The organism is Nocardia sp. NPDC059195 (genome assembly GCF_042754695.1).
GTDB lineage: Bacteria > Actinomycetota > Actinomycetes > Mycobacteriales > Mycobacteriaceae > Nocardia.
Genome location: NZ_JBHZBG010000009.1, coordinates 166,012 through 191,505 on the forward strand (window position 1 = coordinate 166,012; position 25,494 = coordinate 191,505).

Below are 25,494 nucleotides of genomic sequence, written 5' to 3' on the forward strand. Positions count from 1 at the left end.
AACGTCGGCGAGGTGGCCGATGCCTTCTATCTCACCGACCCCGCCGACCCCGATCGGTACATCTCGACCGAGCTGACGCGCGGCCCGTGGTCGCCGGACGCCCAGCACGCGGGACCACCGTCGGCGCTGCTCGGGCATGTGATCGAGCGGTGTGCGCCGCGACCGGGGTTTCAGGTCGGGCGGGTCGCCGTCGAGATTCTCGGGCCGGTGCCGCTGGCTCCGCTCACCGCGCAGGCGAAGGTGGTGCGGTCGGGGCGCAGTGTCGAGCTGATCGAGGCGACCTTGTCGTCGGAGCGCGGGCCGGTGATGCAGGCCAATGTGTGGCGAATCAAGCTCGCCGAGCCCGCGCTCGATCTGCCCGCGGAGTTCCTGCCGACCGGCACCAGGCCGCTGCCCGCGGCGGCGGAGCCGGAGGCGTTTCCGTCCGAGCAGGAGATCGGTTTCCACACCGGTATCGAATATCGCTTCTCCGCAGGCTCTTTCGCCGCGCCCGGTCCCGCTGTCTGCTGGATCCGGTTGAAGTACCCGATCGTCGCGGGCACCACCCCGAGCCCGCTGGAACGCACACTGGCCGCCGCCGATTCCGGCAACGGGGTCAGTGCGGTCCTCGACTGGTCGAAATACCTGTTCATCAATACCGACCTCACCGTGACCCTGCATCGTCAGCCGGTCGGTGAGTGGGTGTGTCTGGACGCGGTCACCCATCCCCAGCCACACGGCATCGGCCTCGCCGAATCCGCGCTGTTCGACGAGACCGGGCCATTGGGTCGCAGCACCCAAACGCTGCTGCTGGCACCGCGTTAGCGACTGTCAGATCGCGGGGGCGCCACTGACACCCGCCAGGTGCGGCCGTGCCTCAGTGGCGCGGCTTCACCAGGTCAGTGTTGCCATGCTTGAGCAGTTCGGAATCGAAGGTGCTATCGGTCCGGAACGGGTCACCGGTGCCGGTGGTGATCAGCCCGTACAGACTCTTGGTGATGTAGCCACCCCAGGCATTGGCGCACACTTCGTAGCATTCGTCGGCGGGCCGCAAACCCACATGGGTGAAGCGGATTTCGGTGCCGCCGTCACGGTCGATGAGGTCGAAGACCACGTCGGTGCCCTCCCATTCGCTGGTGTCCGCGATGAAGGAGATGTAAGCGTCGGTGACGTGCCACACCAGGCGCTTGCCAGGGATCGACTCGGTGGTGGTCATCGTGCAGCGGTGGGCGCCGGGGACCTCGAAGCGGTAGCTGTCGCCGACGGCGCCTGTGGTGCCTTCGATGGTCTCGTTCCACCAGCCGCGGACATTGTTGATCGCCGCGAATGCTTCCTCGGGACTCGCGTCGACAGTCGCGGTCGCGGTGAAGTTGTTGTCGCTCATGAGTTTTCCTTCGGCTCAGCCGTCCAGGTAGTTCCGGAGGGCCTCGAATGGCCTGTCCCAGTCGCGGGCCATGGCGGCCAGAAACTGTTGGGCCACTTGCATAGGAGCGGAGTCGAGGCGGTAGCGCACCCTGCGTCGCTCCCCCGGTTCCGCGATCACCAGGCCCGTATCTGCAAGCAGGGCAAGGTGTTTCGCGATCGCCTGCCGGGTGATGGGCAGGCGATCGGCGAGGTCGGTCGCGGTGGCCGGACCGTGCGCGGCGAGTGCGGCGAGTACCGACCGCCTGCTCGGATCGGCCAGCGCGACGAAGACCCGTTCCGCGGTGGCCTCCAGCTCAGGCCGCATCGAGGTACTCGACGAGCTCGCCCAGCTCGCTCTTCCAGCCGCCGACATTGCCCTCGAACGCCTCCTTGTGCGCTTCATCGGGCAGTTGGGCGAAGCCGGTCTCGGTTACGGTCAGGCGGGTTCCAGCACCGACCGGCTCGAGGCTGAACTCCACATAGGTGCGCCGCGGGTCGTCGTCGGGCAGTCCGTTGATCGGCCAGGTGTAGCCGAACACCGATGGCTCCTCGACCCGCTCCACCCGTATGTCCGCGGCGAACCCTTCCTTCCAGGTCATCCGCATGTCCCCACCCGGCCGCAGGTCGATCTCGGCGGTATTGCCGAACCAGCTCCCCAGCCCTTCCGCGGTAGTGATCGCCGCCCACACCTTGGCGGGCGGATGCGCGAGCTCGACGGTCCGCACGATCTGATCAGGGAATCCCATGACGCCTCCTCTAATAGCAACTGATTGGTTGCTATTCAATGTATTGCAACCGATGGGTTGCGTCAAGGGTTGGTCCGGCATAATCGCCCAATCCACCGCGTTCTAGTCAGTGTTCTGACTGGCCGAAGCTGAAGTGGTCGATTTCGCCAGTGCACGTCCGAACCGTCGGCGGCGCACAACATCGGCGACCTCATCCGCGCAGCGTGTCGGGCGAGCTACGCCTTGTCGAACCGAGTGTCGACGAAGGACTTGAAGTCGACCTTGCCGGGGATGGCCTTGGCCTTGGTGAAGGCGTTGGCGATCTCCTGTTCGGAGGCGATGACCTGGTCGGTCAGCTTGATCGGCTCCTTGATCGAGCGGGTCCAGGTGGTGCGGGAGGCGTCGACGCTGATCTGGGTCAGTTCGGCGTACTTGGTCGACCAGGTGTCGAGGTTGTCCGAGGACCACTTGGTTGCCGCGGCATAGCGCTGGAAGAAGTCAGCCAGCGCAGCGGACTTGCCCGCGTCGGCGACGGTCTTGTTGCCCGCGACCCAGAAGTTGTAGCCGTTGGCGGCCTGGTCGGCGGTGGCGATCGACTTGGCGCCGATCTCCTTTTCGGCGATGGCGGTGTAGGGGTCCCAGGTGGCCCAGGCGTCGACGTCACCGCGGGTGAGCGCGGTGTAGCCGTCGCCGGGGGCGAGGTAGACCGGCTCGACATCGCTGAGCGACAGGCCCGCCTTCTGCAGTTGCAGGAGCAGGTTCGCGTTGGCCGAACTGCCCTTGTAGACGGCGACCTTCTTGCCTTTGAGTGCCGCGACGGAGCCGATGGCCGAGTCCTTACCGACCAGGATCGCGTCACCCTTACCGGTGGCCGAGAGCGCGCCGACGATCTTGATGTCGGCGTCGGCGGCCGCGCCGAAAATCACTGGGGTATTGCCTGTTTGGGCGATATCGATGCCGCCCGCGCTCGCCGCCTCGACCAGCGGCAGACCGGCGGTGAAGGTGGAGAATTCGATCTTGTAGGGCAGGTTCTCCAGTTGCCCCGATGCCTTCAACAGCACCTCGATCGAGATCGCCTTCTGATCACCGACTTTCAGCGTGACAGTGCTGAGGTCGACCGGCCCCGAGGGTGCGGCCTCGGTCGCCGCGTCATCGCCGCAGGCGCTCAATGCGAGCGTTGCGACAACAGCGAGGGCGAGACCTGCCAGGCGGGACATCGGATTGCGTTTCACTGGGACAACTTTCGTGCGATGGTGCGGAGGGATCAGTGGGTGACACCGAGCAGCGCGAGCAGCTGCGTCGCGTACTCGGCGACTTCCGGCGCGGCGGCGGTGCGTGGGCGTGGCAGTTCGATGGCCACGTCGGCGGCGATGCGGCCCTCGTCGAGGACCAGCACACGGTCGGCCAGGGTGATCGCCTCGAGTACGTCGTGGGTCACCAGCAATACGCCGAATTCGCGCTGGGCGTGCAGGCCGAGAAGCAGGTCGTGCATCGTCAACCGGGTCAATGCGTCGAGGGCGCCGAAGGGCTCGTCGAGCAGCAGCAGGGTCGGTTCGGCCACCAATGCCCTTGCCAGCGCGGCACGTTGGGCTTCACCACCGGACAGGGTGAGCGGCCACGCGTCGGCGCGACCGGCGAGGCCGACCTCGGCGAGCAGGTCGCGGGCGGCTTGCTCGTCGGCACGTCGATGGCGTGGCTTCGGCCTGCCGAGGGCGACATTGCGCACCACCGGCTGCCACGGGATCAACCGCGCTTCCTGGAAGACGATGGTCGGCCTGCCCTCGACGGAAACCGCACCGCGAGTAGCGGTATCGAGTCCACCGAGAATGCGCAACAGCGTGGACTTGCCCGATCCGCTTCGTCCGACCAGCGCGACGATCTCGCCCGCGCCGATCTCGAGATCGATCCCGTCGAGCACGGTGCGTTCACCGAATCGCTTGCTCATCCCGGTGATTCGCGCGGCGGCCGCACGGGTCGGCCGAGCGGAGATGGGGGTGACAGTCGCGGCGGCAGCGGTCATGATGTGAACCTCGTAATCGAACGGCGGCGGGTAGCGGGCCTGCCGACCAGCGGGACAGGGTGGGTCCGCTGGTCGGCGGAGGTGGCGGACATCAGCGGTGCACCGCCGGGCGCCAGCGCAGGGCGCGGCGTTCGAGCAGCCGCACCATCGAGTCGGTGAGCAGGCCGAGCAGGCTGTAGACCACCAGACCGAACACCACGATGTCGGTGCGCAGGAATTCGCGGGCGTTGTTGACGACGAAGCCGAGTCCCGCACTGGCATTGATCTGTTCGGCCACGATCAGCGAGAGCCAGGCGATGCCGAGGCTCTGGCGCGCACCGACCAGAATCTGCGGCAGCGCGCCGGGGAGGACGAGCAGGCGCAGGCGTTCGACGAGTCCGAGGTGCAGGGCGCTGCCGAGTTCGAGCAGTTTCGGGTCCAGCTGGCGGATGCCCGAGAAGGTATTGAGATACAGCGGGAAGAACACGCCGAGCGCGATCAGGTAGACCTTGGGTTCCTCGCCGATGCCGAACCAGATGATGAATAGTGGGATCAGGCCGAACAGCGGGATGGTGCGGATCATCTGCAGCGGCGGGTCGACCGCGTACTCACCGATCTTGCTCAGGCCGGCGAGCACACCGAGCACCAGCGCGAGCACCGCGCCGAGCGCGAAGCCGTACAGCGCACGCTGGCCCGAAACCAGCAGGGCCTCGGTGAGCTGGCCGGATCGGTAGGTTTCCAGGCCGACGTCCAGTACCGCGGACGGCGCGGGCAGCTTCTTGGCGCCGATCGCGCCGCTGGCGCTGGCGAGCTGCCAGATGAGCAGCACGGCGATCGGCGAGAGCGCGCGAAGGAACCCGGGGCGGCGGTACAGCGGGATCCGTCGCTCGCCGGTTTCGGTGGGCCTCTCCAACAGCATGCGAGCATGGTGCCCGCCCGAGGCGGCACACCGACAGGGTTCGAATCAGCTCGAGGATTTGTCGGCTCTGCTGGAGATCTGCTGTACCGCCCAGCTATTGCCGTCGGGGTCGCTGAAGAAGACGAAGCCGACATTGTCGAGCCGATGCGGGACGGGCCGCGGATTCACGCCGAGCTCCTGCACCGCACTGACCTCGACCCCGCGCGCCACCAGCTCCGCGTGCGCCTGCTCGATATCAGGGACCACGAGTTGCAGGCCCTTCAGCGAGCCGGGCGGCATCTCCGGCACGGCACCTTTGCCGATGACGATCGAGCAGCCCGAGCCGGGTGGGGTGAGTTGCACGATGCGCACGCCGTCGGAGATCACCGTGTCGTGGTCGACGGCGAAGCCGAGCTGGGTGGCGTAGAAATCCTTGGCCCGGTCGATGTCGGAGACCGGGACGATCACAACTTCCAGAGTCCAGTTCACTACGCGCCTCCGCGTTGTAGTCCGGGTGAAATACCAAGTCTGCCAGCCCGTACACAGCAGGGGCCAGGTAAGCGCTCAGGACCGACGTTCCCAGCGCCAGGCGAATTCACCGGTAGCGGGGGGCGGACCAGGTAGCCGCCCCTCAGCGGTGAGCCCGTCGATCATCAACGCGAGGACCCGCTGGCGCAGTTCGGCGGTGCGCACCGGGTCCGGCATCGTGATCGCGGCGCAGGCCTCGAAGATCAGGCCGAGGTCGAGGGCGTCGACATCGGGGCGAAGCCTGCCGCTCGCGTGGGCGCGGCGGACCAGTTCCTCACCGGCCTCGCCCGAGTGCATCACGTCGGGCAGCATCGACTCGTCGGGAGTGAAGGTGCCCGCCAGCCGCACGGTGAGCGAGTGCACATCGGCCTCGACGACCCGTTCCAGGAATCCGACGAACCCCCGCCACCCATCCGAATCCTCCAGCGCCGCATCGGCTTCGGTGTTGAACCGCCGCAGCCCTTCGTGGCAGAGCGTGCGCAGCAGCACCTCCTTGCTCGGATAGCGCCGGTAGAGCGCGCTGATCCCGACCCCCGCGCGTTCCGCGACGGCGGCGATCGGCGCGTTCGGATCGTCGAGGAACACCGCGCGGGCCGCATCGAGGATCAGTCCGTTGTTGCGCGCGGCCTGCGCCTTGCGGCCGGGCAAGCGTGGCTGATCTGCGGTTTCGGTCTGGTTCGCCATGAATATCAGCCTACCACTTGAAACGGAATGATCCGTTCTGCTACATTTGGAACAGAACGAAACATTCCGTTTCAATAGGAGGAGTCGACATGGCCACCATCACCCCGTTCCGGATCGAAGTTCCGCAGGCCCGGCTCGACGATCTCGCCAACCGCCTGCGCGGCGCCCTGTACCCGGACGAGCTGCCCGGCGTCGGCGACGCGTACGGCGTGCCTGCCGGCCGGGTCAAGACCCTCGCCGAGTACTGGCTCGAGGAGTTCGATTGGCGTGCAGTGGAATCCGAGCTCAATGCCTACCCGCAGTTCACCACCGAGATCGACGGCGAGGACATCCACTTCCTGCACATCCGCTCCTCGCGCGCCGATGCCACGCCGGTGATCCTCACCCACGGCTGGCCCGGTTCGGTCCTGGAATACCTCGACGTGATCGCGCCGCTCACCGAGCCGGAATCGGCCGATCAGCCCGCCTTCCACCTGGTCATCCCCTCGCTGCCCGGCTTCGGCTTCTCCGGCCCCACCCGCAGCACCGGCTGGAACCGCTACCGCACCGCCCGCGCCTGGGCCGAGCTGATGGATCGCCTCGGCTACCAGCGCTACGGCGCCATCGGCAACGACGGCGGCTCGATGGTCTCGCCCGAAATCGGCCGGATCGCCCCCGACACTGTGATCGGCGTGCACGTCACCCAACTGTTCTCGTTCCCGTCCGGCGACCCGGCCGAGTTCGAAGGCCTCGACGAGGCCGATATGGCCGCGCTGCACCATCTTCAGTGGTTCCACGCGAACAAGATGGCCTTCAACACCCTGCACAGCCAGCAGCCGCAGACCCTGGCCTACGCGCTGGCCGATTCCCCGGTGGGCCTGCTCGGCTGGAACGCGCAGCTGTTCGGCGAATCGCTCGACGCGCGGTTCGTGATCGCGAATGTGGCGCTGTACTGGCTCACCGGGACCGCCGGTTCGTCGCTGCGCTTCTACTACGAAGACGCGCACGCGGGCGAGCAGCCGACCGAGCCGACCACGGTCCCGACGGGCCTGGCGATGTTCGCCGGCGATTTCCAGTCGATCCGCCGGTTCGCCGAGCGCGACCACAGCAAGATCGTCAGCTGGAATTCCTACGACACCAGCGCGGGCACGGGCGGCGCGAACGACGCGGCCGGGCACTATGCGGCGCATGAGGCACCCGAGGTGCTGGTCGGCGACATCCGTGAGTTCTTCGCCGGGCTCGCCTGATTCTCTTCAGGTGCCGCGGCCCACGCTCCCCTCATCGGTGCGTGGGTCGCGACCCATTCGAATCATGCACCAGCGCAGTGTGATACGCGCACCAAAGTTGCCAATCAGTGATGCTCGTGCAGCTCACCCCACGCCGGGAACGGATCGGGGTAGCCGGTCCACGCGCTCGCGCCCGCCGCGAACTCGGCGTCGGTGAGCAGCGCGGCGTCGAGCTCGCGCCGGACAGCGGGCGCGTCGAGGCGCACCCCGATGAACACGAGTTCCTGTCCGGCGGGAACTTCCAGTTCCGACCACCACGCGCCGGGTTCGAAGGTGATATTCGGACCGGCCTGCGACCAGATCGCCGCCAGCTCGGGGCGACTCGCGATCCAGCAGAATCCCTTGCTGCGCAACATCCCCCGCAGTCGCGCGAGCACGTCGGCCAGGCGCTGCGGATGGAACGGGCGATCGGCGATGAAGCTGATGCTGCTGATCCCGTATTCCTCGGTCTCGGGAGTGTGCCCGCCCGCCAATTCCGCTGCCCAGCCTTCGGATTCGGCGGCGACTTCCAGGCTGTAGCGGCCGGTGGCGAGCACCTCGGACAGGTCGACGACACCCTTCTCGGTGCGCAGCACGTGGGCGCGCGGGTTGAGCCTGCGCACCGTCGCCTCGACGGTGGCCGCGGCGTTCGCGCTGACCAGGTCGGTCTTGTTGATCAGCAGCACGTCGGCGAACTCCACTTGGTCGACCAGCAGATCCGCGATCGAGCGGGCGTCACCCTCCCCCGCTTCGAGATCGCGCTCGGCCAGCGCCTGTCCGCGAACCAGTTCGGCCAGGAAGGTGGAGGCGTCGACGACGGTGACCATGGTGTCGAGCCGGGCGATGTCGCCTAGGTGGAACCCGTCGTCGAACTCCCAGTCGAAGGTGGCGGCCACCGGCATGGGTTCGGAGATTCCGGTCGACTCGATCACCAACTGGTCGAAGCGGCCCTCGCGCGCCAGGCGGGCGACGGCCTCGATCAGGTCCTCGCGCAGGGTGCAGCAGATGCAGCCGTTGGTGAGCTCGACCAGCTTTTCCTCGGTGCGGTCGAGGTGCCCCTGGCCCGCGACCAGCGCCGCGTCGATATTGACCTCGCTCATGTCGTTGACGATGACCGCGACCCGGCGGCCGTCGCGGTTGGCGAGGATGTGGTTGAGCAGCGTGGTCTTGCCCGCGCCGAGGAAGCCGGACAGGACGGTGACGGGCAGATGCGTCAGGGAGTTGGTCACGAGAGTTAATGATAATGGTTTTCATTTTCTAGCGATTGCCTGGGTCTCGCACAGACCCGCGCGAGCCGTAGGGTTGGGGCGTGAAGATGTTGCCGCTGACCCCTGATGGCCAGACCCCCGTTCGCGCGCTCACCATCGCGGGCACCGACTCCGGTGGCGGCGCCGGCATCCAGGCCGATTCGCGCACCATGGCGCTGTGCGGGGTGCACGCGTGCGTGGCGGTGGCCGCCGTGACCGTGCAGAACACGGTGGGCGTCAGCGGTTTTCACGAGATCCCGGCGCAGATCGTGGCCGATCAGGTACGCGTGGTCGTTCGCGATATCGGCATCAGCGCCGCCAAGACCGGCATGCTCGCGTCCACCGCGATCATCGAGGCAGTCGCCGGGGTATGCGATGAGCTCGGGATCGGGCGCGCCGGCACCATCCCGCTGGTGGTCGATCCGGTCGCGGCCTCCATGCACGGAGATCCGCTGCTACACGCGGAAGCCCTCGAGGCAGTGCGTAACACGCTGATTCCGCTCGCGACGGTTGTCACCCCGAACCTCGACGAGGTGCGCCTGATCACCGGTATCGAAGTGGTCGACGACGCCACCGCACGCAAGGCCGCCGAGGCATTGCACGCGCTGGGGGCGCAGTGGGCGATCGTGAAGGGCGGGCACCTGCGCGCCTCGGAATTCAGCACCGATCTGCTCTACGACGGCGACACCTTCCGCGAGTTCACCGCACCGCGCATCGCCACCGGCAACGACCACGGCGGTGGCGACACCCTGGCCGCGGCGATCGCCAGCGCACTCGCCAACGGCTACTCGGTGCCCGACGCCGTGGAGTTCGCCAAGGAGTGGACCTACCGCTGCCTGGCCGCTTCGTACGACCTCGGCGCAGGTCACGGCCCCGTCTCCCCGCTCTGGAGACTGCACACCGACGCTTAGCGTGGCGTCGCGAACTTGTCGGTGCCCAGGTTCATACTGAACCCATCGCACCCCCAGCCGACCCCAACGGCGTGATCGGCGAGAACAACGGAGTTCGTGTCGGGCGCGAGGATTCAGTCGAGACCAAAAGCGTTGTGCAGAGGTTTCGATGGGTCGATTTTGACCCCGTTGAAGCGGGCGTGTGCCTGTGCCAATGCCGAGATACTCTCGGCCAGATAGTCGACGAAGCGCTCGACCGGCATCGCCGATACTTCGCGTTGATTCGCGCCGAGCCACCAGTCCGTAGCCGAGGCGACCGCACCGAAAATCGAATAGTTCACCAATTCGATCCCGGTCACGTCGATCGATTCCGTCGGGAGCAGGCCCGCGAAGAATTCCGCTGCGCGCCTTGCCGATTGACGGGCCGCGACCAGGGCGCGTTCGGTTTCCTTGGCTTGCTGGCTGAAATGGCTGTGCAGCATGAACCGGAAGACATTCGGGTGTGCCGACACCACCGCCACGTACTCGGTAGCCGCGGTGTGAACGAGTTCGGCGATGGAATCGTCGGTGAGGTTCACGCTGGTGAGCACGCGCTCCCAGAGCATGTCGCGCACGCGGTCGACGATCGCGTTGTAAAGGTCGGTCTTGTCCTCGAAATGGCGATAGAGCTTCGGCTTGGCCGCGCCGGCCTCCTTGGCGATATCGCCCATGCTCACATCGGGCCCGAACTGATCCAGCGCCCGGAAAGCCGCATCGACGAATTCGATGCGCACCCGCACGCGATGCTCGCGCCAGCGTTCGGTCCGCGCGTCGACACGACGACGCGGCGCCTCGTCCGTTTTGGGGTAACCGCGCGTCACGGTAGTAATACTAGGGCGGGCAGGCCCGCGGGCTACGCACCCCACCGAGAGTGGAAACACATTTGCTGGAACGGCAAGATTTCTGGCGGTCACCGGAGGTGCCGATGCACTATCGGATGATCCTTTCACCCTGACCGACCAGGAGCATCGATGACCGAGACCGTGGCGAACGCCGAAGAGTTCTGGGAAGACTTCTACCGCGAACGTGCGCAGATCTGGACCGGTAACCCGAACCCACTGCTGGTGCGTGAGGTGTCCGAGCTGAACGCGGGGACGGCCCTCGATCTGGGGTGTGGCGAGGGTGCCGACGCGATCTGGTTGGCACAGCGCGGCTGGCAGGTCACCGCAGTCGACATCTCCGCGACCGCGATGGAGCGCGGTGCGCAGCGGGCCGCCGAGGCCGGGGTGAATATCGTGTGGGATCGCCACGACCTGCAGGCGAGTTTCCCGGCGGGCACCTTCGACCTGGTGTCCGCGCAGTTCCTGCACTCGCCGGTGGAACGGCCGGACGAGCGGGCCGGGATCCTGCGCAGTGCGGCGGCCGCCGTCGCGCCGGGTGGTGTGCTGGTGATCGGCGCGCACGCGGCCGCGCCGAGCTGGGCCGCCAGCGCGCTGCACGAGCATGTGTTCCCGACCATCGAGCAGGTGCTCGAGCAGCTCGGGCTCGGGCCCGAGTGGCAGGTCGAGACCGCCGAGCTCGTCCACAGCGCCTCGACCAGCCCCGACGGTGTGGTCGGCGAGCGCGCCGACAGCGTGCTGCGCGTGCGTCGCGGCTGATCACGATCCCCAGCAACCTCCCAGCTCGGTCCCAGCTCGGTGGCAGCACGGCCATCGAGTCTGGGTGTCATGACTCAGACCGAGGCCGAGCAGAAGGCCATGCAGAGCAGCCGCGCGCCGGTGCTCGACGTAGTGATACCCGTCTACAACGAAGAGGTCGATCTCGGCCTGTGCGTACGCAGGTTGCATGCCTATCTGCGCGCCGGATTCCCGTTCACGGCCCGCATCACCATCGCTGACAATGCCAGCACCGACGCCACCCTCGCGGTGGCCGAACTGCTGGCGGCGGAACTCGACGGCGTCGAGGTGCTGCACCTGGACGCCAAAGGGCGTGGACGGGCGCTGCGGACCGCGTGGGCAGGGTCGGATGCGGCGGTGGTCGCGTACATGGATGTCGACCTGTCGACCGACCTGAACGCGCTGCTGCCGCTGATCGCACCGCTGGTGTCCGGGCATTCCGATCTCGCGATCGGCACCCGGCTCGACGCGTCGGCCCGCGTGGTGCGCGGACCCCAGCGTGAAATCATCTCCCGCTGCTACAACCTGCTGCTGAGAACAACTCTGCGGGCGGGCTTTTCGGATGCGCAATGCGGATTCAAAGCCGTGCGAACCGAGGTCGCCCGCGAGCTGCTGCCGCTGGTGCGCGATGGCGAGTGGTTCTTCGATACCGAGCTGCTGGTTTTGGCCGAGCGGGCGGGTCTGCGAATTCACGAGGTGCCCGTCGACTGGATCGACGATCCGGACAGCCGGGTCGACATCGTCGATACCGCGCGCAAGGATCTTCGCGGGATCTGGCGGTTGACCAGGGCACTGACCACCGGCACCCTCCCGTTGGACGATCTGCGGGCCGCCGTCGGTCGCGAACCGCTGGTCGCCGGGGTGCCGCTCGGCATGGTCGGGCAGCTGGTGCGGTTCGCGATCGTCGGGGTGACCTCGACGCTCGCCTACATCGCGCTGTACCTGCTGTTGCAGCCGCTGGTCGGCAGCCAGGGCGCCAATCTGGTGTCGCTGCTGATCACCGCGGTGGGCAATACCGCCGCCAACCGGGCATTCACCTTCGGGGTGCGCGGGCGCGGCAACGCGATGTCGCACCAGTTCCAGGGCTTGGCCATTTTCGCGTTCGGGCTGGCGATCACCAGCGGCTCGCTGTTCGCTCTGCATCGCTGGGCTCCTGATGCTCCCGTCGCGGTGGAGCTCACCGTGCTGATAACCGCCAATCTTGTTGCGACCCTTGCTCGTTTCGTGGGCTTGCGCTGGGTCTTCCGGCACGCGGGCGCCGATCGGCCCGCGAACACCACCGCCACTGCGGCGATCGGGGCTACGGACCGCACCGCGAACGCGGCGGATTCGACAGCACCCCTGAACTCAGTGGGGGTGCGTCGATGACCACGACCATCGCACCATCCTCAACCGGCATCGAGATCGCCGCGCCGACCCGAAAGCGTTGGGAGCGCCCCGTATTGGTGGCGCTACTGCTCGGCACGCTGATCGCCTATCTCATCAATCTGAGCGCCAACGGGTGGGCCAACGACTTCTATGCCGCTGCGATACAGGCGGGTTCGCAATCGTGGGAGGCGTTCTTCTTCGGCTCCTCCGATGCCGCGAACTCGATCACGGTGGACAAACCGCCCGCTTCGCTGTGGGTGATGGGACTTTCGGTACGGCTGTTCGGGCTCAACAGCTGGAGCATGCTGGTGCCACAGGTCCTGCTCGGAGTCGCGAGCGTCGCGCTGTTGTGGGCGACAGTGCGCAGATCGTTCGGGCCCGCGGCGGGGTTGATCGCGGGCACGGTGCTGGCCGTGACTCCCGTTGCGGTGCTGATGTTCCGGTTCAACAATCCTGACGCGCTGCTCGTGTTGCTGATGATCGCGGCCGCGTGGGCGATGACGCGTGCGGTCGAGGACGGGCGGTGGCGATGGTTGCTGCTCACCGGCGCGTTCATCGGATTCGGGTTCCTCGCCAAGCAGTTGCAGGTGCTGTTGGTGGTGCCGCCGCTGGCACTGATGTATTCGGTCGCCGGGCCGCCGAAGCTGGGCAAGCGGGTTGCGCAGTTGTTCGCCGCCGGCGCGGCGATGGTTGTCGCGGCGGGCTGGTGGTTGCTCGCGGTAGAGCTGTGGCCATCGGATTCCCGGCCGTGGATCGGTGGGTCGCAGAACAATTCGATCATCGAGCTGACCCTCGGATACAACGGGCTCGGGCGGTTGAACGGCAACGAGACCGGCAGCGTCGGCCCCGGCGGCGAACTGCCCGCCGGCGGAAACGGGATGTGGGGAAGCACCGGGATCACCCGGATGTTCGAGCCTGCGCAGGGCGGTCAGATCGCCTGGCTGATTCCCGCCGCATTGGTCGCGCTGGTGGTGGGGCTCATGTTGCGCGGGCGAGCGCCGCGCACCGATCGCCGACAGGCGGCGCTGATCCTCTGGGGCGGTTGGCTTCTCGTCACCGGGCTGGTGTTCAGCTTCATGGCGGGGATCTTCCACCAGTACTACACGGTGGCGCTCGCGCCTGCCGTCGCGGCGCTGGCCGGGATCGGAGCCGTGCAGATCTGGGGTGCGCGTGACCGGTTACCGGTGCGGTGCGCGGGCGCTGTCGCCATCGGGCTCACCACGGCGACCGCGTGGATGTTGTTGTCGCGCAGCGCTTCCTTCCAGCCATGGTTGCGATGGTCGATCCTGGTTGTCGGCGTTATCGCCACTGTTGCCTTCGTGTTCCCGCCGGCCCGCAAGCAGTCGGTGATCATCGCGCTGGCCGCCGCCTTCGTCGGGCTCGCCGGGCCGATCGCCTACTCCGTCGACACCCTCGCGTCCGCGCATGCCGGTGCGATCCCGTCCGCTGGACCGAATTCCGGTGGGATGCGCGGAATGGGTTGGCCCGGAATGCGTCCCGGCGGAGACGACGGCTGGCCCGGCGCCGATGGATCCGCCACTACCGGTGGTGGGGATGGTGCGCCGCAGGGTGGCACTTCGCCTGGCGAGCAGACCGGCACGCCCGCGGACGGTGGCGTGCCCGGGCAAGACGGCGCGGCGTCGCCGGACGGTTCCGCGCAGGGTGCGACCGCCCCGGACGGCATGTCGATCGGTGGTGACCAGCGCATGGGTGGCCCGGGTGGACTGCTGGGCGGATCACGTCCGGGCGACCAGATCGTCACCCTGCTCGAGGCGAACGGCACCGACTACACCTGGGTCGCCGCGGCGGTCGGTTCCAACAGTGCCGCCGGGTACCAGCTCGCCACCGAACTGCCCGTGATGCCGATCGGCGGCTTCAACGGCAGCGACCCGTCGCCCACTCTCGAACAGTTCCAGCAGTACGTGGCCGAGGGAAAGATCCACTACTTCGTCGCCGGTGGGCGCGGTGGTCCCGGTGGGAGCAGTGAGTCGACCAGCTCGGCGATCACCGCCTGGGTGACGGCCAACTACACCGCGACGACGGTCGACGGGGTCACCCTCTACGACCTCACCCAACCGAAGCCGTAAGCCGTCCCGACATAAGGCTGGGCCCGGCGGATCACCCCGATCCGCCGGGCCCAGCCTTCGTGTCGCTGCCCGAGGTCACATCCCGTCGGTCGCCCGCGGGCCCTTGCTCGGTCAAGCCCCAGGTCGGCAGCGCCCGCGAACGGCGGTCACCGTGACCATTGCTCGAGCCGCCCCAGATCGTCGGCGTCAGCGAACGGCTGGCACCGTGACCATCGCTCGCGCTGTCCCAGGTCAGCGGCGTCAGCGAACGGCTGGCACCGTGACCATCGCTCGAGCTGCCCCAGGTCAGCGGCGTCAGCGAACAGCTGGCACCGGGGCGGCGATCCATTCGGCGAAGGTCGGACCGGCCAAGGTGGCGTGCGGGGAAGGCAGGAGGGTGCCGTTTTCGAATTGCTCGCGGTCGGGGTTGGCGGTGTCGGAGGTTTCGATGATCCGCAGGGCATCGCCGCGAGTCGCGACCAGAGCGGTGGCCGCGGTGGCCATCGTTTCCGGCTGCGGGCCCGCGATCTCGGGGAACGGAATATCCTCGGCGGGAATCGGATTCGCGGCGAGGTCTACCAGTGCCTCGGCGACAGTTCGGGCCGCGACCAGCTGGGTGCGCATGGCCGGAAGGTAGGCGACGGCATCCTTCGTGCCCCAGCCGACCATGACCTCGACGAGCTCGTGGAACTGCGCCGCACGCAGAATCTGCACCGGCAACGCACCTTTGAGCAACTCCTGCTCGTGGGCGAGCTTGGCGGCGTTGTACCCGGCGAGCGAGCCGTCGATCCCGATGATGGACACCACAACGAGCCGCTCGACCCCGGCCCGTTCCCCCGCCGCGTGCAGATTCCGCGCGGCGACGGTGAAGAACTCGGTCGCCACCTGCTGATCAGCCGAGGGCGTACTCGACGCGTCGATCACGATGTCGACCCCGGTCAAAGCCTCGTCGAGCCCCACACCGGTCTCGATGTCGACACCGTTGGCCCGCGAGAAGGCAACGACCTCATGCCCACGCTCGACCAGCACATCCACCACATGCCGACCCAACCGCCCGGTCGCCCCGGCCACCGCGATCTTCTTCCGCTCCACCATGATCCACTCCTCAGTCGCTTCTTTCGCGTTCACAGAGTCGACGAAGCAGCCGACCGGAGTGTGACATCCCAAGTCAGCGCGTCTCGAGATTCCCCGGCGGCGCAACTCGCCTTCGCCACACCACCTCGCGCTGACTCTTGTCAGCCATCTCGGCCATGCCACCGCCGACCAGCCATTCGATTTCCCGCGTGCGAGCGCGAGCGACCACAGCCGCCTTCATCGCAGCGCGGACCGTATCGGCGACGCCACTGGTCCCGAGTGCGTCTTGCGCATATTCGAGCAGCTCATCGTCGATCTCGATCCGTCGCCTCGTCATACCCAGACCCTATTGCAGACGAACTGCCTGTTTACAGAGTTCAGTGGGACAAATTCAGGGCGGTGTGGAGCGTGGCGGCCCACTGGTCGACGATCAGTTTGCGGCGGGCGGAGTCGTCGGTGAGGACGTCGGCGAGGCCTAGACCACGGGCCAGATCGAGGGTGGCTTGGACGAGGTGGTGGGCTACCGGGTCGGAATCGTCGACGCCGAGGGCTTCGACCGCGCGGCGGTGGGAGATCCGGCCGAAGCGGGCTTCGAGGGGAAGAATCCGCATCCGCAGGGCCGGGTCGGCGGCGGCGTGGGTCCAGACCTGTAGGGCGGCCTTGAAAAAGGGGGTCGTGTAGGACTCGACGAGTGCGGAAACGACTGCGCGTGTACGTCCTTCGCCCTGGGCGACCGCGTTCACCGTCTCGGCTTCGGCCTTGGCCTGGTCCATCCGGAACTCGAACATGAACTCGAGCGCCGCGGTGATCAGGTCCTCACGGGTGGGGAAATGATGCTGGGCCGCGCCGCGCGACACCCCGGCCCGCTCGGCGACCACCGACACGGTGGCGGCTGCCCAGCCGGTTTCGGCCAGGCAGTCGATGGTCGCCTCGAGCAGCCGCTGCCGGGTGGCCCGGCTGCGGTCCTGCTTGGGTTCGTGGGGTGTCGCCATCGGACTATTGTGCCCAGCTGGGCGGGCGCTTCTGGAAGAAGGCCGTCATACCCTCGATCACTTCGGGGGTACCGAAGAAGCCCGCCGACCGCTTGGCCAGCGCTTCGGCCTCGGCGTCGAAGGTCGCCAGCAGCGCCGCGTTGACCAGCTTCTTGGACTCGGCCAGACCCTGCGGTGACCCCTTGCGCAGCTCCCCGGACAGGCGTTTCACCTCCGCGGCGGCGTCCTGCGCGGCCACGGTGACCAGGCCGATCTCCTGCGCGGTCGCGGCGTCGAACTTCTCACCGGTCAGGAAGTAGCGACTCGCGGCCCGCTGGTCCAGCCGCGGCACCAGCGTGAGCGAGATCATGAACGGTGCCATCCCGATGCGCACCTCGGTGAGCGCGAAACTGCTGCTCGGCCCCGCGACGACGAGATCGCAGGCCCCGATGATGCCCATGCCGCCGGCCCGGACATTGCCGTCGATCTGCGCGATCACCGGCTTGGGCGAGGCGAGGATGCCGCGCAGCACATCGATCATCACCCGGGTGCGCTCGTCGGCGGCCACTGCGGGATCGGCGTTGCTCGCCTCCTTGAGGTCGGCGCCCGCGCAGAAGGTGTCACCGGTGTGAGCCAGGACGATGCCGCGCACGGCGGGATCGGTTGCCGCGGTATCGAATCCGGCGAGCAACTCGCGAACGAGCTTGGACGAGAGCGCATTCCGGTTGTGCGGCGAATCGAAGGTCAGCGTGGCGAAACCGTCGACGACCTCGTAGCGGACGAACGGTGCTTCCGTCGCGTCACTCATCGGGACTCCTGTTCATCCGGTAGGGGTGATCGCCCCGGTTCCGGGGCGACCACCGTTGTGCCTAATACGAGCGCGGCAGGCCGAGCGAATGCTGGGCGACGAAGTTCAGGATCATCTCGCGGCTGACCGGGGCGATGCGCGAGATCCGCGCCGCCTGCAGCATGGCCGCCAGCCCCACCTCACGGGTCAGGCCCGAACCGCCGTGGGTCTGAATCGACTGGTCCAATGCTTTGATGCTGGCCTCCGCGGCCGCGTACTTGGCCATGTTGGCAGCCTCGGCAGCGCCGAACTCATCACCGGTGTCGTAAAGCGTGGCAGCCTTCTGCATCATCAGCTTGGCCAGTTCCAGCTCGATCTTCACCTGAGCCAGCGGATGCGAAATACCCTGGTGCGCACCGATCGCCGTCTTCCAGACCGTGCGCTCCTTGGCATACTCCACGGCCCGATCGATGGCGTAGCGCCCGAGGCCGACCGCCATGGCCGCGCCCATGATGCGCTCGGGATTCAATCCGGCGAACAGCTGGGCAATGGCCGCATCCTCGGACCCGACGAGGGCGTCGGCGGGCAGGCGCACGTCGTCGAAGAACAGCGTGAACTGGTTGTCCGGCTCGATGACGTCCATCTCCTGGACGTTCTTCACCAGGCCGGGCGCGTCCACCGGCACGATGAACAGCGCGGGCTTGAGCTTGCCGGTCTTGTGGTCCTCGGTACGCGAGACCACCAGAATGGCCTCGGCCTGATCGACACCGGAGATGAAGATCTTGCGGCCGTTGAGGATCCAGTCGCCACCGTCGCGACGGGCGGTGGTGGTGATCTGGTGCGAGTTGGAGCCCGCATCGGGTTCGGTGATCGCGAAGACCATCTTCGACGAGCCATCGGCCAGCTTGGTCAGCCAGTTCTGCTTCTGCGCGTCGGTGCCGTACTTGGTGATGATGGTGCCGCAGATCGCCGGGGAGACGACCATCAGCAGCAGCCCGGCGCCCTGCGCCGCCAGCTCCTCCTGCACCAGCGCCAGCTCGTACATGCCGACGCCACCGCCGCCGTATTCCTCCGGCAGGTTCACGCCGAGGAAGCCGAGCTTGCCCGCCTCGTCCCACAGCTCGGTGAGCGGCTCGTTCTTGCGCGAGAGCGGCAGCACGTAGTCGCGGTAGTTGTACTTCGACGCGAGCGAGGCGACCGCCGCCCGCAGCGCCTTCTGCTCGTCGGTCTCGATAAAGCTCATGCCTGCTCCTGCTCCTGCTCTTCTTCCTCGACGACGGCGAGGACGGTTCCGACCTCGACCTGCTGGCCCACGGTCACATTGAGTGCGCTGAGAATGCCGGTGGCCGGGGCCGCGATGGTGTGTTCCATCTTCATCGCCTCCAGCCACAGGATCGGCTGCCCATGCTTGACGTGGTCGCCCTCGGCGGCACCGAGGCGGATCACGCTGCCCGGCATCGGCGCGAGCAGCGAACCGGCCGCGACCTGTGCCGAGGGATCGGTGAAGCGCGCCAGCCTGCGCACTGCCACCGGGCCGAGCGGGGAGTCGATCGCGACGAGGTCGCCGTAGCGGGCGATCTCGAATTGCCTACGCACCGAGCCACGTTCGCCGGGAACACCGAGAACGACTCGATCAGGAGCGACCGAGATCACCTCGAGCCCGTCGTGGCCCTCTACCGCGACACCGGTGCGGGTGAAGCGGTATCGCACCTCGTGTGTGCCGGTGGTGCGGCTCTCGTAGGACTTGGTCTGTGGCAGCGAAGCCAGGTTGCGCCAGCCGCTCGGCGTGAGTCCGGCCAGGCGCGACGTGCCGCGGTTGGCAGCCGAATCGGCAAGTGCCGCAGCCACGATCGAGAGCGCCTCGTCATCCTCCGACGCCAGCGGCGCCGAGAGCACTGCCAGATCATGGGTGGCGAAAAAGGCGGTGTCGGTGTCGCCTGCGAGGAAGGCCGGGTGACGCAGCACGCGCACGAGCAGATCGCGGTTGGTGACCAGGCCGTGGATCTTGGCGCGCTGGAGCGCGGTGGCGAGCAGATGCGCTGCCTCCGCGCGGGTTTCGGCGTAGGAGATCACCTTGGCCAGCATCGGGTCGTAGTGCACGCCGACCACCGAGTTGTCGACCACGCCGGTGTCGAGGCGCACGCCAGGCTGGTCGAGAACAGTGAATTCCCCAGCGGTGAACGGGCTCTCGATCTTGTGCACCGGCCCGCTCTGTGGCTGCCAGTCGTGTGAGGGATCCTCGGCATAGAGCCGAACCTCGATCGAGTGACCGCGCTGCGCGGGCTGGGTAGCGGGCAGCGGCAAGCCTGAAGCCACCTGCAACTGCAAACGGACCAGGTCGAGGCCGGTGGTCTGTTCGGTGACCGGATGCTCCACCTGCAGACGGGTATTCATCTCCAGGAAGAAGAAGTCACCCTTCTCGTCAGCCAGGAACTCGACGGTGCCCGCGCCCTCATATCCGATCGCCTCGGCGGCAAGACGCGCCGCCTCGAACAACCGATCACGCATGCCGTCGATCTTCTCGACCAACGGCGAGGGCGCTTCCTCGACAACCTTCTGATGACGACGCTGAATCGAGCACTCACGCTCACCAACAGCCCAGGTCTTGCCGAAAGTGTCCGACATGACCTGGACTTCGATGTGACGGCCGGTCTCGAGGTAGCGCTCGCAGAACACCGTCGGATCGCCGAAGGCCGACTCGGCCTCGCGCTGGGCGGCGGCAATCTGGTCGCGCAACTCGGCGAGGTCGCGCACCACGCGCATGCCGCGACCGCCACCACCGGCGGACGCCTTGATCAGCACGGGCAGGTGCGCGTCGGTGACCTCGGCCGGGTCGAGCTCGGCGAGAACGGGGACACCGGCGGCGTCCATCATCTTCTTGGACTCGACCTTGGAGCCCATCTGCTCGATGGCCGCGACCGGCGGACCGATCCACACCAGACCCGCGTCGAGCACCGACCGCGCGAATTCGGCGTTCTCGGAAAGGAATCCGTAGCCGGGGTGGATCGCGTCGGCACCGGCCGACAAAGCGGCCTCGATGATCAGCTCACCGCGCAGGTAGGTTTCGGCGGGGGTGTTGCCGGGCAGCCGGATGGCGGCATCGGCCTCTGATACGTGCGGCGACGCGGCATCAGCATCCGAGTAGACCGCGGTGGTGCCGATGCCCATCCGACGGCAGGTAGCGAAGACGCGGCGAGCGATCTCACCACGATTGGCAACAAGAACATTCGTGATTGTCATGTCCGCGACTCACATTCGGAAGACGCCGAAGCCCTCGGCGCCCTTGATCGGGGCTGTGTGAATGGCCGACAGAGCCATTCCCAGCACGGTGCGGGTGTCGCGGGGGTCGATGATGCCGTCGTCGAAAAGCCTGCCCGATAAGAACATCGGCATGGCCTCGGCCTCGATCTGCGCCTCGACCATCGCGGCGAGACCGGCGGCGGCCTCCTCGTCGAACGGCAGGCCCTTGGACTCGGCCGCGCCGCGCTGGACGATGGTGAGGACGCCGCCCAGCTGCGCCCCACCCATGACGGCGGATTTCGCGCTCGGCCAGGCGAACAGGAAACGCGGGTTGAACGCGCGTCCGCACATGCCGTAGTGCCCGGCACCATAGGAGGCGCCGACCAGCAGCGAGATGTGCGGCACCGTGGAGTTGGCGACCGCGTTGATCATCATCGCGCCGTGCTTGATGATGCCGCCGTGCTCGTACTCCTTGCCGACCATGTAGCCGGTGGTGTTGTGCAGGAACAACAGTGGGGTGTTCTTCTTGTTGGCCAGCTGGATGAACTGGGTGGCCTTCTGCGATTCCTCGGAGAACAGCACACCGCGCGCGTTGGCGAGGATGCCGATCGGGTAGCCGTTGATCTCGGCCCAGCCGGTGACCAGGCTCGAACCGTAGAGCGGCTTGAACTCGTCGAAGTCGGAGCCGTCGACCACGCGGGCGATGACCTCACGGGGATCGAACGGGATCTTCAGGTCCGATGGCACGATGCCGAGTAGTTCCTCGGGATCGTAGATCGGCGAGGTGACCTCGGCGCGCGGCTCGGGGCCCTGCTTCTTCCAGTTCAGGCGACGAACGATATTGCGGCCCAAGCGGATCGCGTCCTGCTCGTCGGCGGCCATGTAGTCGGCCAGACCCGATGTGCGGGCATGCATTTCGGCACCGCCGAGGGTTTCGTCGTCGGAATCCTCACCGGTGGCCATCTTCACCAGGGGCGGCCCGGCGAGGAAGACCTTCGCGGCTTCCTTGACCATCACCACGTAGTCGGACATGCCGGGAATGTAGGCGCCACCTGCGGTGGAGTTGCCGAAAACCAAGGAGATGGTGGGGATTCCGGCTGCCGAGGCCTGGGTGAGGTCGCGGAACATCGCGCCACCGGGGATGAACACTTCCTTCTGCGTCGGCAGGTCCGCACCGCCGGACTCGACCAGGGAGATCACCGGCAGCCGGTTCTCCCGGACGATGTCGTTGATGCGCAACGTCTTGCGCAGCGTCCAGGGGTTCGACGTGCCGCCGCGCACCGTCGGGTCGGGCGCCACGATCATGCACTCGACACCCTCGACGAGGCCGATACCGGCGATCGTGGACGCACCGACGTGGAAGTCACTGCCCCAGGCGGCGAGTGGGCACAGTTCGAGGAACGGCGAGTCCTCGTCGAGCAGCAGTTCGACGCGCTCACGCGCGGTCAGCTTGCCGCGCTTGTGGTGCCGGGCCACCTTGTCGGGGCCGCCACCGGCGATGGCCTTGGCGAACTCCGCCTCGACCTCGGTGAGCTTGGTCGACATCGCCTCGGCGGCCGCGGTGTACTCGGGCGAGGCGGTATCGATGATGGAACGGAAGGTCGTCATGACTGGTACCCCAATACTTTCGACGCCAGCATGGTCAGGATCTCGTTGGTGCCGCCGCCGATCCCGATGATGCGCACATCGCGGTAGATGCGCTCGACTTCGGCCTCACGCATGTAGCCCATTCCGCCGTGCAGCTGCACGGCCTGATTGGCTACCCATTCGGCGGTCTCGACGGCGTTGTTCTTGGCGAAACACACCTGGGCGATCAGGTTCTCGTCACCGGCTACGTAGCGCTCGACCAGCGCACGCGTGTAGGTGCGCGAAATGTCCACGCGCTGCGCCATATCGGTGAGCGTCATCTGCACCTTCTGGCGGCTGATCAGCGGGCGACCGAAGGTCTCGCGATCGCGGCACCACTGCACGGTGAGATCGAGAGCGCGCTGAGCCAGCGAATACGCCTGCACCGCGAGGCCGACCCGCTCGCTGACAAACGCGGCGGCGATCTGCGCGAAGCCACTGTTCTCGGCGCCGACCAGATTCGTCGCGGGCACCCGTACGTCCACATACGACAGCTCGGCGGTGTCGGAGGCCAGCCAGCCCATCTTCTCCAGCTTGCGGCTGACGGTGAAGCCCGGCGAGCCCTTCGGCACCAGGATCAGCGAAACACCCGCCGCGCCGGGGCCGCCCGTGCGCACCGCGGTGACGACGAAGTCGGCACGACAGCCAGAGGTGATGAACGTCTTGGCGCCGTTGATGATGAAGTCCTCACCGTCGCGCACGGCGGTGGTGGTGAGGTGGCCGACATCGGAACCGCCGCCGGGCTCGGTGATGGCCAGCGAGCCGATCAGGTCACCGGCCAGCGTCGGCTTGGCCCACTGGTCGATCTGGGCCTGGTTGCCCGAGGCGATCATGTGCGGCAACGCGATGCCGCAGGTCAGCAGCGAGGCCCACAGGCCACCGGACGCACCGGCGACATGGATCTCCTCGCCCACGATCACCGAGTCGATGGCGTTGCCGCCCTCGCCGCCCGCCGACTCCGGGTACTCGATGCCGAGCAGGCCGAGTTCGCCCGCCTTCTTGTGCAGCTCGCGCGGCAGCTCGCCGGCCCGCTCCCAGGCATCGAGATCGGGCAGGATGTCCCGCTCGACGAACCCGCGCACGGTGGCGCGCAGCTCTTTTCGTTCCGGCGTTTCCCAAACAGACGTCATGCGAGCAGCTCCGTCGGCAGATCGATGTGGCGGGAGCGCAGCCATTCGCCGAGCCCCTTGGCCTGCGGGTCGAAACGCGCCTGGTAGGCGACGCCCTTGCCGAGCAGGCCGGAAATGATGAAGTTGACCGCGCGCAGGTTGGGCAGCACGTGGCGGGTGACGGTCAGTTCGGCCGTCTCGGGGAGCAGCTCCTGCAGCTTCGACACCGTGAGGGTGTGCACCAACCACCGCCATTGCTGGTCGGTGCGCACCCAGACGCCGATATTGGCGTCCCCGCCCTTGTCGCCGCTGCGTGCAAGAGCGATCGTGCCGAGCGGGACTCGGCGGGTCTCGGAAGCAGGCAGGCCGGCCGGGAGCTCGGGCTCGGAAACCGGTTCGAGCACAGTGGTTTCCGTTGCCTGGGCGATATCGACGCGGGTGCCGTCGGCCAGTACCGCGACGTGCGGCACCTCGTGCGCGTCGACGAAGCCGGGCGTGAAAACGCCGTAGGGCGAACCGTTTCCGGGCAGCGCGGTGAAGCTCGCACCCGGATAGCTGGCCAGCGCCAATTCCACAGCGACACTGGAGAACCCGCGGCCGACCTTGTTCGGGTCCGCATCGCGCACCACACAGCGCAGGATCGCGCTGGCCTGCTCCTCGGTCTCGGCATCGGGACGGTCGAGGCGAGCCAGTGTCCAGGTGAGCTCGGCGGGCTTGTCCGGCAGCCAGGATTCCAGCTGTCGTTGCGCCAGTTCGGCTTTGGCTTCGATATCGAGGCCGGTGAGGATGAACGACATCTCGTTGCGGAAGCCGCCGAGAGTGTTGAGCGAGACCTTGAGCTGCGGCGGCGGTGCCTCACCGGTCACACCGCTGATCAGCACGCGATCCTTGCTCTCCTGGCTCAGCGTGATGCTGTCCAGGCGGGTGGTCACGTCGGGTCCGGCGTAGCGCGCGCTCTGGATCTCGTACATGAGCTGGGCTTCGACGGTGTCGACGGTGACCGCGCCGCCGGTGCCGTCGTGCTTGGTGATCACACAGGAACCGTCGCGACGGATCTCGGCGATCGGGAAGCCGGGGCGGCCGATGTCACCGAGTTCGGTGAAGAAGGCGAAGTTGCCGCCGGTGGCCTGGGTGCTGCATTCGATCACGTGCCCGGCCGCCACGGCCCCGGCCAGTGCGTCGTAATCGGTTCGGCCCCAGCCGAAGTGGGCCGCGGCCGGGCCGACGATCACCGAGGCGTCGGTGACCCGGCCGGTGACGACGATGTCGGCGCCGGAGTTCAGACACTCGACGATGCCCCACGCGCCGAGGTAGGCATTGGCCGTGAGCGGCTGACCCAGGTCGAGCTCGGCGGCGCGCGAGACCAGGTCGTCGCCCTCGACGTGCGCGATCTTGGCGTCCAGCCCGAGGTCGGCGGCGACCTTGCGCAGCCGCTGCGCCAGCCCGGCCGGATTGAGCCCGCCCGCGTTGGTGACGATCTGCACGTTCTTCTCTAGCGCGAGGGCCAGACAGTCCTCGATCTGGCGCACGAAGGTCTTGGCGTAGCCGAGGCTGGGGTCCTTCATCCGGTCGCGGCCCAGGATCAGCATGGTGAGTTCGGCGAGGTAGTCGCCGGTCAGCACGTCGAGCTGCCCGCCCTCCAGCATCTCGCGCATAGCGCTGAGCCGGTCACCGTAGAACCCGGAACAATTCCCGATCCGGATCAGGTCCGGGTCAGCGGAGAGAGCACTCATGGCACCCAGGATCGCAGCGGTTCAGAAAAAAAGCAAGCATGCGTGCTTGTTAATCTCGCGCAATCGACCAGGCAAGATGGAGTCCATGCTGTCCGTCCTCCTCTTCGCCCTCGCCGGATTCCTGCTCGGCGGCGCGTACACGACCTGGAAGAACAATCGCGCGATGGCGATCGGCCTGATCGTCGCCGCCGTACTCGCGGGCCTCGGCGCCGTGCTCTGGCTGGAGTAGTAGCAAGACTTTCGCAAGATCAGGGCAAGGCGAAAGCT

The 25,494-nt window shown here is 67.3% G+C and carries 26 protein-coding genes; 7 read left to right on the forward strand and 19 right to left on the reverse strand.

Annotation, left to right across the window (positions count from 1 at the left end):
• Nucleotides 1-12 precede the first annotated feature (12 nt).
• A complete protein-coding gene (locus ACFXKN_RS14445) occupies nucleotides 13-804 on the forward strand; it encodes a thioesterase family protein (RefSeq protein ID WP_379433110.1) in 792 nt (263 codons plus the stop codon).
• Between the two features lie 52 nt (nucleotides 805-856).
• On the opposite strand, the gene ACFXKN_RS14450 is transcribed toward ACFXKN_RS14445, so the two are convergent.
• The 8 genes from ACFXKN_RS14450 to ACFXKN_RS14485 form a co-directional block, all read right to left on the reverse strand.
• Nucleotides 857-1,363, reverse strand: a complete 507-nt coding sequence (locus ACFXKN_RS14450) for an SRPBCC domain-containing protein (RefSeq protein WP_378942264.1) — start codon at nucleotides 1,361-1,363, stop codon at nucleotides 857-859.
• Between the two features lie 15 nt (nucleotides 1,364-1,378).
• A complete protein-coding gene (locus ACFXKN_RS14455) occupies nucleotides 1,379-1,708 on the reverse strand; it encodes an ArsR/SmtB family transcription factor (RefSeq protein WP_379433111.1) in 330 nt (109 codons plus the stop codon).
• A complete protein-coding gene (locus tag ACFXKN_RS14460; protein WP_378942279.1) occupies nucleotides 1,698-2,129 on the reverse strand; it encodes an SRPBCC domain-containing protein in 432 nt (143 codons plus the stop codon). The genes ACFXKN_RS14455 and ACFXKN_RS14460 overlap by 11 nt, the downstream gene beginning before the upstream one ends.
• A gap of 215 nt (nucleotides 2,130-2,344) precedes the next feature.
• Nucleotides 2,345-3,325 (reverse strand): aliphatic sulfonate ABC transporter substrate-binding protein, encoded by a 981-nt coding sequence (locus ACFXKN_RS14465; RefSeq protein ID WP_379433133.1) that lies wholly within the window; start codon nucleotides 3,323-3,325, stop codon nucleotides 2,345-2,347.
• A gap of 47 nt (nucleotides 3,326-3,372) precedes the next feature.
• Nucleotides 3,373-4,128, reverse strand: coding sequence for an ABC transporter ATP-binding protein (locus ACFXKN_RS14470; protein ID WP_379433112.1), 756 nt, complete (start codon nucleotides 4,126-4,128; stop codon nucleotides 3,373-3,375).
• A gap of 91 nt (nucleotides 4,129-4,219) precedes the next feature.
• Nucleotides 4,220-5,026 (reverse strand): ABC transporter permease, encoded by an 807-nt coding sequence (locus tag ACFXKN_RS14475; RefSeq protein WP_379433113.1) that lies wholly within the window; start codon nucleotides 5,024-5,026, stop codon nucleotides 4,220-4,222.
• A gap of 45 nt (nucleotides 5,027-5,071) precedes the next feature.
• Nucleotides 5,072-5,494 carry a VOC family protein gene (locus ACFXKN_RS14480; protein WP_379433114.1) on the reverse strand — a complete coding sequence of 141 codons (423 nt, stop codon included), beginning with the start codon at nucleotides 5,492-5,494 and terminating at the stop codon, nucleotides 5,072-5,074.
• A gap of 75 nt (nucleotides 5,495-5,569) precedes the next feature.
• Entirely contained in the window at nucleotides 5,570-6,217 is a 648-nt protein-coding gene (locus tag ACFXKN_RS14485; protein WP_378942309.1) for a TetR/AcrR family transcriptional regulator, read from the reverse strand.
• Between the two features lie 89 nt (nucleotides 6,218-6,306).
• Here ACFXKN_RS14485 and ACFXKN_RS14490 point away from each other — a divergent pair, with 89 nt between their 5' ends.
• Nucleotides 6,307-7,443, forward strand: a complete 1,137-nt coding sequence (locus tag ACFXKN_RS14490; RefSeq protein WP_378942314.1) for an epoxide hydrolase family protein — start codon at nucleotides 6,307-6,309, stop codon at nucleotides 7,441-7,443.
• Between the two features lie 104 nt (nucleotides 7,444-7,547).
• Here the strand turns inward: ACFXKN_RS14490 and ACFXKN_RS14495 are convergent, their stop codons facing one another.
• Nucleotides 7,548-8,690 carry a GTP-binding protein gene (locus ACFXKN_RS14495; protein WP_379433115.1) on the reverse strand — a complete coding sequence of 381 codons (1,143 nt, stop codon included), beginning with the start codon at nucleotides 8,688-8,690 and terminating at the stop codon, nucleotides 7,548-7,550.
• Nucleotides 8,691-8,770: 80 nt separating this feature from the next.
• On the opposite strand from ACFXKN_RS14495, the gene thiD reads away from it, so the two are divergent.
• Nucleotides 8,771-9,619: a bifunctional hydroxymethylpyrimidine kinase/phosphomethylpyrimidine kinase gene (gene thiD, locus ACFXKN_RS14500; RefSeq protein ID WP_379433116.1), complete on the forward strand. Its 849-nt coding sequence runs from the start codon at nucleotides 8,771-8,773 to the stop codon at nucleotides 9,617-9,619.
• A 113-nt stretch (nucleotides 9,620-9,732) separates the two neighbouring features.
• Here the strand turns inward: thiD and ACFXKN_RS14505 are convergent, their stop codons facing one another.
• A complete protein-coding gene (locus ACFXKN_RS14505; RefSeq protein WP_379433117.1) occupies nucleotides 9,733-10,551 on the reverse strand; it encodes a TetR/AcrR family transcriptional regulator in 819 nt (272 codons plus the stop codon).
• Between the two features lie 57 nt (nucleotides 10,552-10,608).
• Here ACFXKN_RS14505 and ACFXKN_RS14510 point away from each other — a divergent pair, with 57 nt between their 5' ends.
• The 3 genes from ACFXKN_RS14510 (at nucleotide 10,609) to ACFXKN_RS14520 (ending at nucleotide 14,708) form a co-directional block, all read left to right on the forward strand.
• On the forward strand, nucleotides 10,609-11,235 hold the full coding sequence (locus tag ACFXKN_RS14510; protein WP_379433118.1) for a class I SAM-dependent methyltransferase: 627 nt from the start codon (nucleotides 10,609-10,611) through the stop codon (nucleotides 11,233-11,235).
• Nucleotides 11,236-11,304: 69 nt separating this feature from the next.
• A complete protein-coding gene (locus tag ACFXKN_RS14515) occupies nucleotides 11,305-12,621 on the forward strand; it encodes a glycosyltransferase (protein ID WP_379433119.1) in 1,317 nt (438 codons plus the stop codon).
• Nucleotides 12,618-14,708, forward strand: coding sequence for a glycosyltransferase family 39 protein (locus ACFXKN_RS14520; RefSeq protein WP_378942373.1), 2,091 nt, complete (start codon nucleotides 12,618-12,620; stop codon nucleotides 14,706-14,708). The genes ACFXKN_RS14515 and ACFXKN_RS14520 overlap by 4 nt, the downstream gene beginning before the upstream one ends.
• A 294-nt stretch (nucleotides 14,709-15,002) precedes the next feature.
• Here ACFXKN_RS14520 and ACFXKN_RS14525 read toward each other — a convergent pair whose 3' ends face one another.
• From ACFXKN_RS14525 to ACFXKN_RS14565, 9 genes are all read right to left on the reverse strand, one after another.
• Nucleotides 15,003-15,782, reverse strand: coding sequence for an SDR family oxidoreductase (locus ACFXKN_RS14525; protein ID WP_378942381.1), 780 nt, complete (start codon nucleotides 15,780-15,782; stop codon nucleotides 15,003-15,005).
• Nucleotides 15,783-15,855: 73 nt separating this feature from the next.
• Nucleotides 15,856-16,098 carry a DUF2191 domain-containing protein gene (locus tag ACFXKN_RS14530; RefSeq protein WP_378942388.1) on the reverse strand — a complete coding sequence of 81 codons (243 nt, stop codon included), beginning with the start codon at nucleotides 16,096-16,098 and terminating at the stop codon, nucleotides 15,856-15,858.
• A gap of 40 nt (nucleotides 16,099-16,138) precedes the next feature.
• Complete coding sequence (locus tag ACFXKN_RS14535) at nucleotides 16,139-16,753, reverse strand: TetR/AcrR family transcriptional regulator (RefSeq protein WP_378942391.1); 615 nt, start codon at nucleotides 16,751-16,753, stop codon at nucleotides 16,139-16,141.
• Between the two features lie 4 nt (nucleotides 16,754-16,757).
• Nucleotides 16,758-17,540 (reverse strand): enoyl-CoA hydratase family protein, encoded by a 783-nt coding sequence (locus ACFXKN_RS14540; protein ID WP_378942396.1) that lies wholly within the window; start codon nucleotides 17,538-17,540, stop codon nucleotides 16,758-16,760.
• 61 nt (nucleotides 17,541-17,601) lie between these two features.
• On the reverse strand, nucleotides 17,602-18,762 hold the full coding sequence (locus tag ACFXKN_RS14545; protein ID WP_378942402.1) for an acyl-CoA dehydrogenase family protein: 1,161 nt from the start codon (nucleotides 18,760-18,762) through the stop codon (nucleotides 17,602-17,604).
• The gene (locus ACFXKN_RS14550) at nucleotides 18,759-20,759 is read right to left on the reverse strand and encodes a biotin carboxylase N-terminal domain-containing protein (protein WP_378942409.1); all 2,001 of its coding nucleotides are present in this window, start codon (nucleotides 20,757-20,759) and stop codon (nucleotides 18,759-18,761) included. Before ACFXKN_RS14550 ends, ACFXKN_RS14545 begins: the two co-directional genes overlap by 4 nt.
• 9 nt (nucleotides 20,760-20,768) lie before the next feature.
• Nucleotides 20,769-22,367 (reverse strand): acyl-CoA carboxylase subunit beta, encoded by a 1,599-nt coding sequence (locus tag ACFXKN_RS14555; protein WP_378942418.1) that lies wholly within the window; start codon nucleotides 22,365-22,367, stop codon nucleotides 20,769-20,771.
• Complete coding sequence (locus ACFXKN_RS14560) at nucleotides 22,364-23,515, reverse strand: acyl-CoA dehydrogenase family protein (RefSeq protein WP_378942424.1); 1,152 nt, start codon at nucleotides 23,513-23,515, stop codon at nucleotides 22,364-22,366. The genes ACFXKN_RS14555 and ACFXKN_RS14560 overlap by 4 nt, the downstream gene beginning before the upstream one ends.
• Nucleotides 23,512-25,227: an acyclic terpene utilization AtuA family protein gene (locus ACFXKN_RS14565; protein WP_378942430.1), complete on the reverse strand. Its 1,716-nt coding sequence runs from the start codon at nucleotides 25,225-25,227 to the stop codon at nucleotides 23,512-23,514. Before ACFXKN_RS14565 ends, ACFXKN_RS14560 begins: the two co-directional genes overlap by 4 nt.
• Nucleotides 25,228-25,312: 85 nt before the next feature.
• Between ACFXKN_RS14565 and ACFXKN_RS14570 the strand changes: the two genes are divergently transcribed.
• On the forward strand, nucleotides 25,313-25,456 hold the full coding sequence (locus tag ACFXKN_RS14570) for a hypothetical protein (protein ID WP_378922306.1): 144 nt from the start codon (nucleotides 25,313-25,315) through the stop codon (nucleotides 25,454-25,456).
• The last annotated feature ends 38 nt before the right edge of the window (nucleotides 25,457-25,494 follow it).

Coding starts and splice junctions, on each gene's coding strand:
- ACFXKN_RS14450 (WP_378942264.1), bottom strand. CDS start 1,363: ATGAGCGACAACAACTTCACCGCGACCGCGACTGTCGACGCGAGTCCC.
- ACFXKN_RS14455 (WP_379433111.1), bottom strand. CDS start 1,708: ATGCGGCCTGAGCTGGAGGCCACCGCGGAACGGGTCTTCGTCGCGCTG.
- ACFXKN_RS14460 (WP_378942279.1), bottom strand. CDS start 2,129: ATGGGATTCCCTGATCAGATCGTGCGGACCGTCGAGCTCGCGCATCCG.
- ACFXKN_RS14465 (WP_379433133.1), bottom strand. CDS start 3,325: ATGTCCCGCCTGGCAGGTCTCGCCCTCGCTGTTGTCGCAACGCTCGCA.
- ACFXKN_RS14470 (WP_379433112.1), bottom strand. CDS start 4,128: ATGACCGCTGCCGCCGCGACTGTCACCCCCATCTCCGCTCGGCCGACC.
- ACFXKN_RS14475 (WP_379433113.1), bottom strand. CDS start 5,026: ATGCTGTTGGAGAGGCCCACCGAAACCGGCGAGCGACGGATCCCGCTG.
- ACFXKN_RS14485 (WP_378942309.1), bottom strand. CDS start 6,217: ATGGCGAACCAGACCGAAACCGCAGATCAGCCACGCTTGCCCGGCCGC.
- ACFXKN_RS14490 (WP_378942314.1), top strand. CDS start 6,307: ATGGCCACCATCACCCCGTTCCGGATCGAAGTTCCGCAGGCCCGGCTC.
- ACFXKN_RS14510 (WP_379433118.1), top strand. CDS start 10,609: ATGACCGAGACCGTGGCGAACGCCGAAGAGTTCTGGGAAGACTTCTAC.
- ACFXKN_RS14515 (WP_379433119.1), top strand. CDS start 11,305: ATGACTCAGACCGAGGCCGAGCAGAAGGCCATGCAGAGCAGCCGCGCG.
- ACFXKN_RS14520 (WP_378942373.1), top strand. CDS start 12,618: ATGACCACGACCATCGCACCATCCTCAACCGGCATCGAGATCGCCGCG.
- ACFXKN_RS14525 (WP_378942381.1), bottom strand. CDS start 15,782: ATGGTGGAGCGGAAGAAGATCGCGGTGGCCGGGGCGACCGGGCGGTTG.
- ACFXKN_RS14530 (WP_378942388.1), bottom strand. CDS start 16,098: ATGACGAGGCGACGGATCGAGATCGACGATGAGCTGCTCGAATATGCG.
- ACFXKN_RS14535 (WP_378942391.1), bottom strand. CDS start 16,753: ATGGCGACACCCCACGAACCCAAGCAGGACCGCAGCCGGGCCACCCGG.
- ACFXKN_RS14540 (WP_378942396.1), bottom strand. CDS start 17,540: ATGAGTGACGCGACGGAAGCACCGTTCGTCCGCTACGAGGTCGTCGAC.
- ACFXKN_RS14545 (WP_378942402.1), bottom strand. CDS start 18,762: ATGAGCTTTATCGAGACCGACGAGCAGAAGGCGCTGCGGGCGGCGGTC.
- ACFXKN_RS14550 (WP_378942409.1), bottom strand. CDS start 20,759: ATGACAATCACGAATGTTCTTGTTGCCAATCGTGGTGAGATCGCTCGC.
- ACFXKN_RS14555 (WP_378942418.1), bottom strand. CDS start 22,367: ATGACGACCTTCCGTTCCATCATCGATACCGCCTCGCCCGAGTACACC.
- ACFXKN_RS14560 (WP_378942424.1), bottom strand. CDS start 23,515: ATGACGTCTGTTTGGGAAACGCCGGAACGAAAAGAGCTGCGCGCCACC.
- ACFXKN_RS14565 (WP_378942430.1), bottom strand. CDS start 25,227: ATGAGTGCTCTCTCCGCTGACCCGGACCTGATCCGGATCGGGAATTGT.
- ACFXKN_RS14570 (WP_378922306.1), top strand. CDS start 25,313: ATGCTGTCCGTCCTCCTCTTCGCCCTCGCCGGATTCCTGCTCGGCGGC.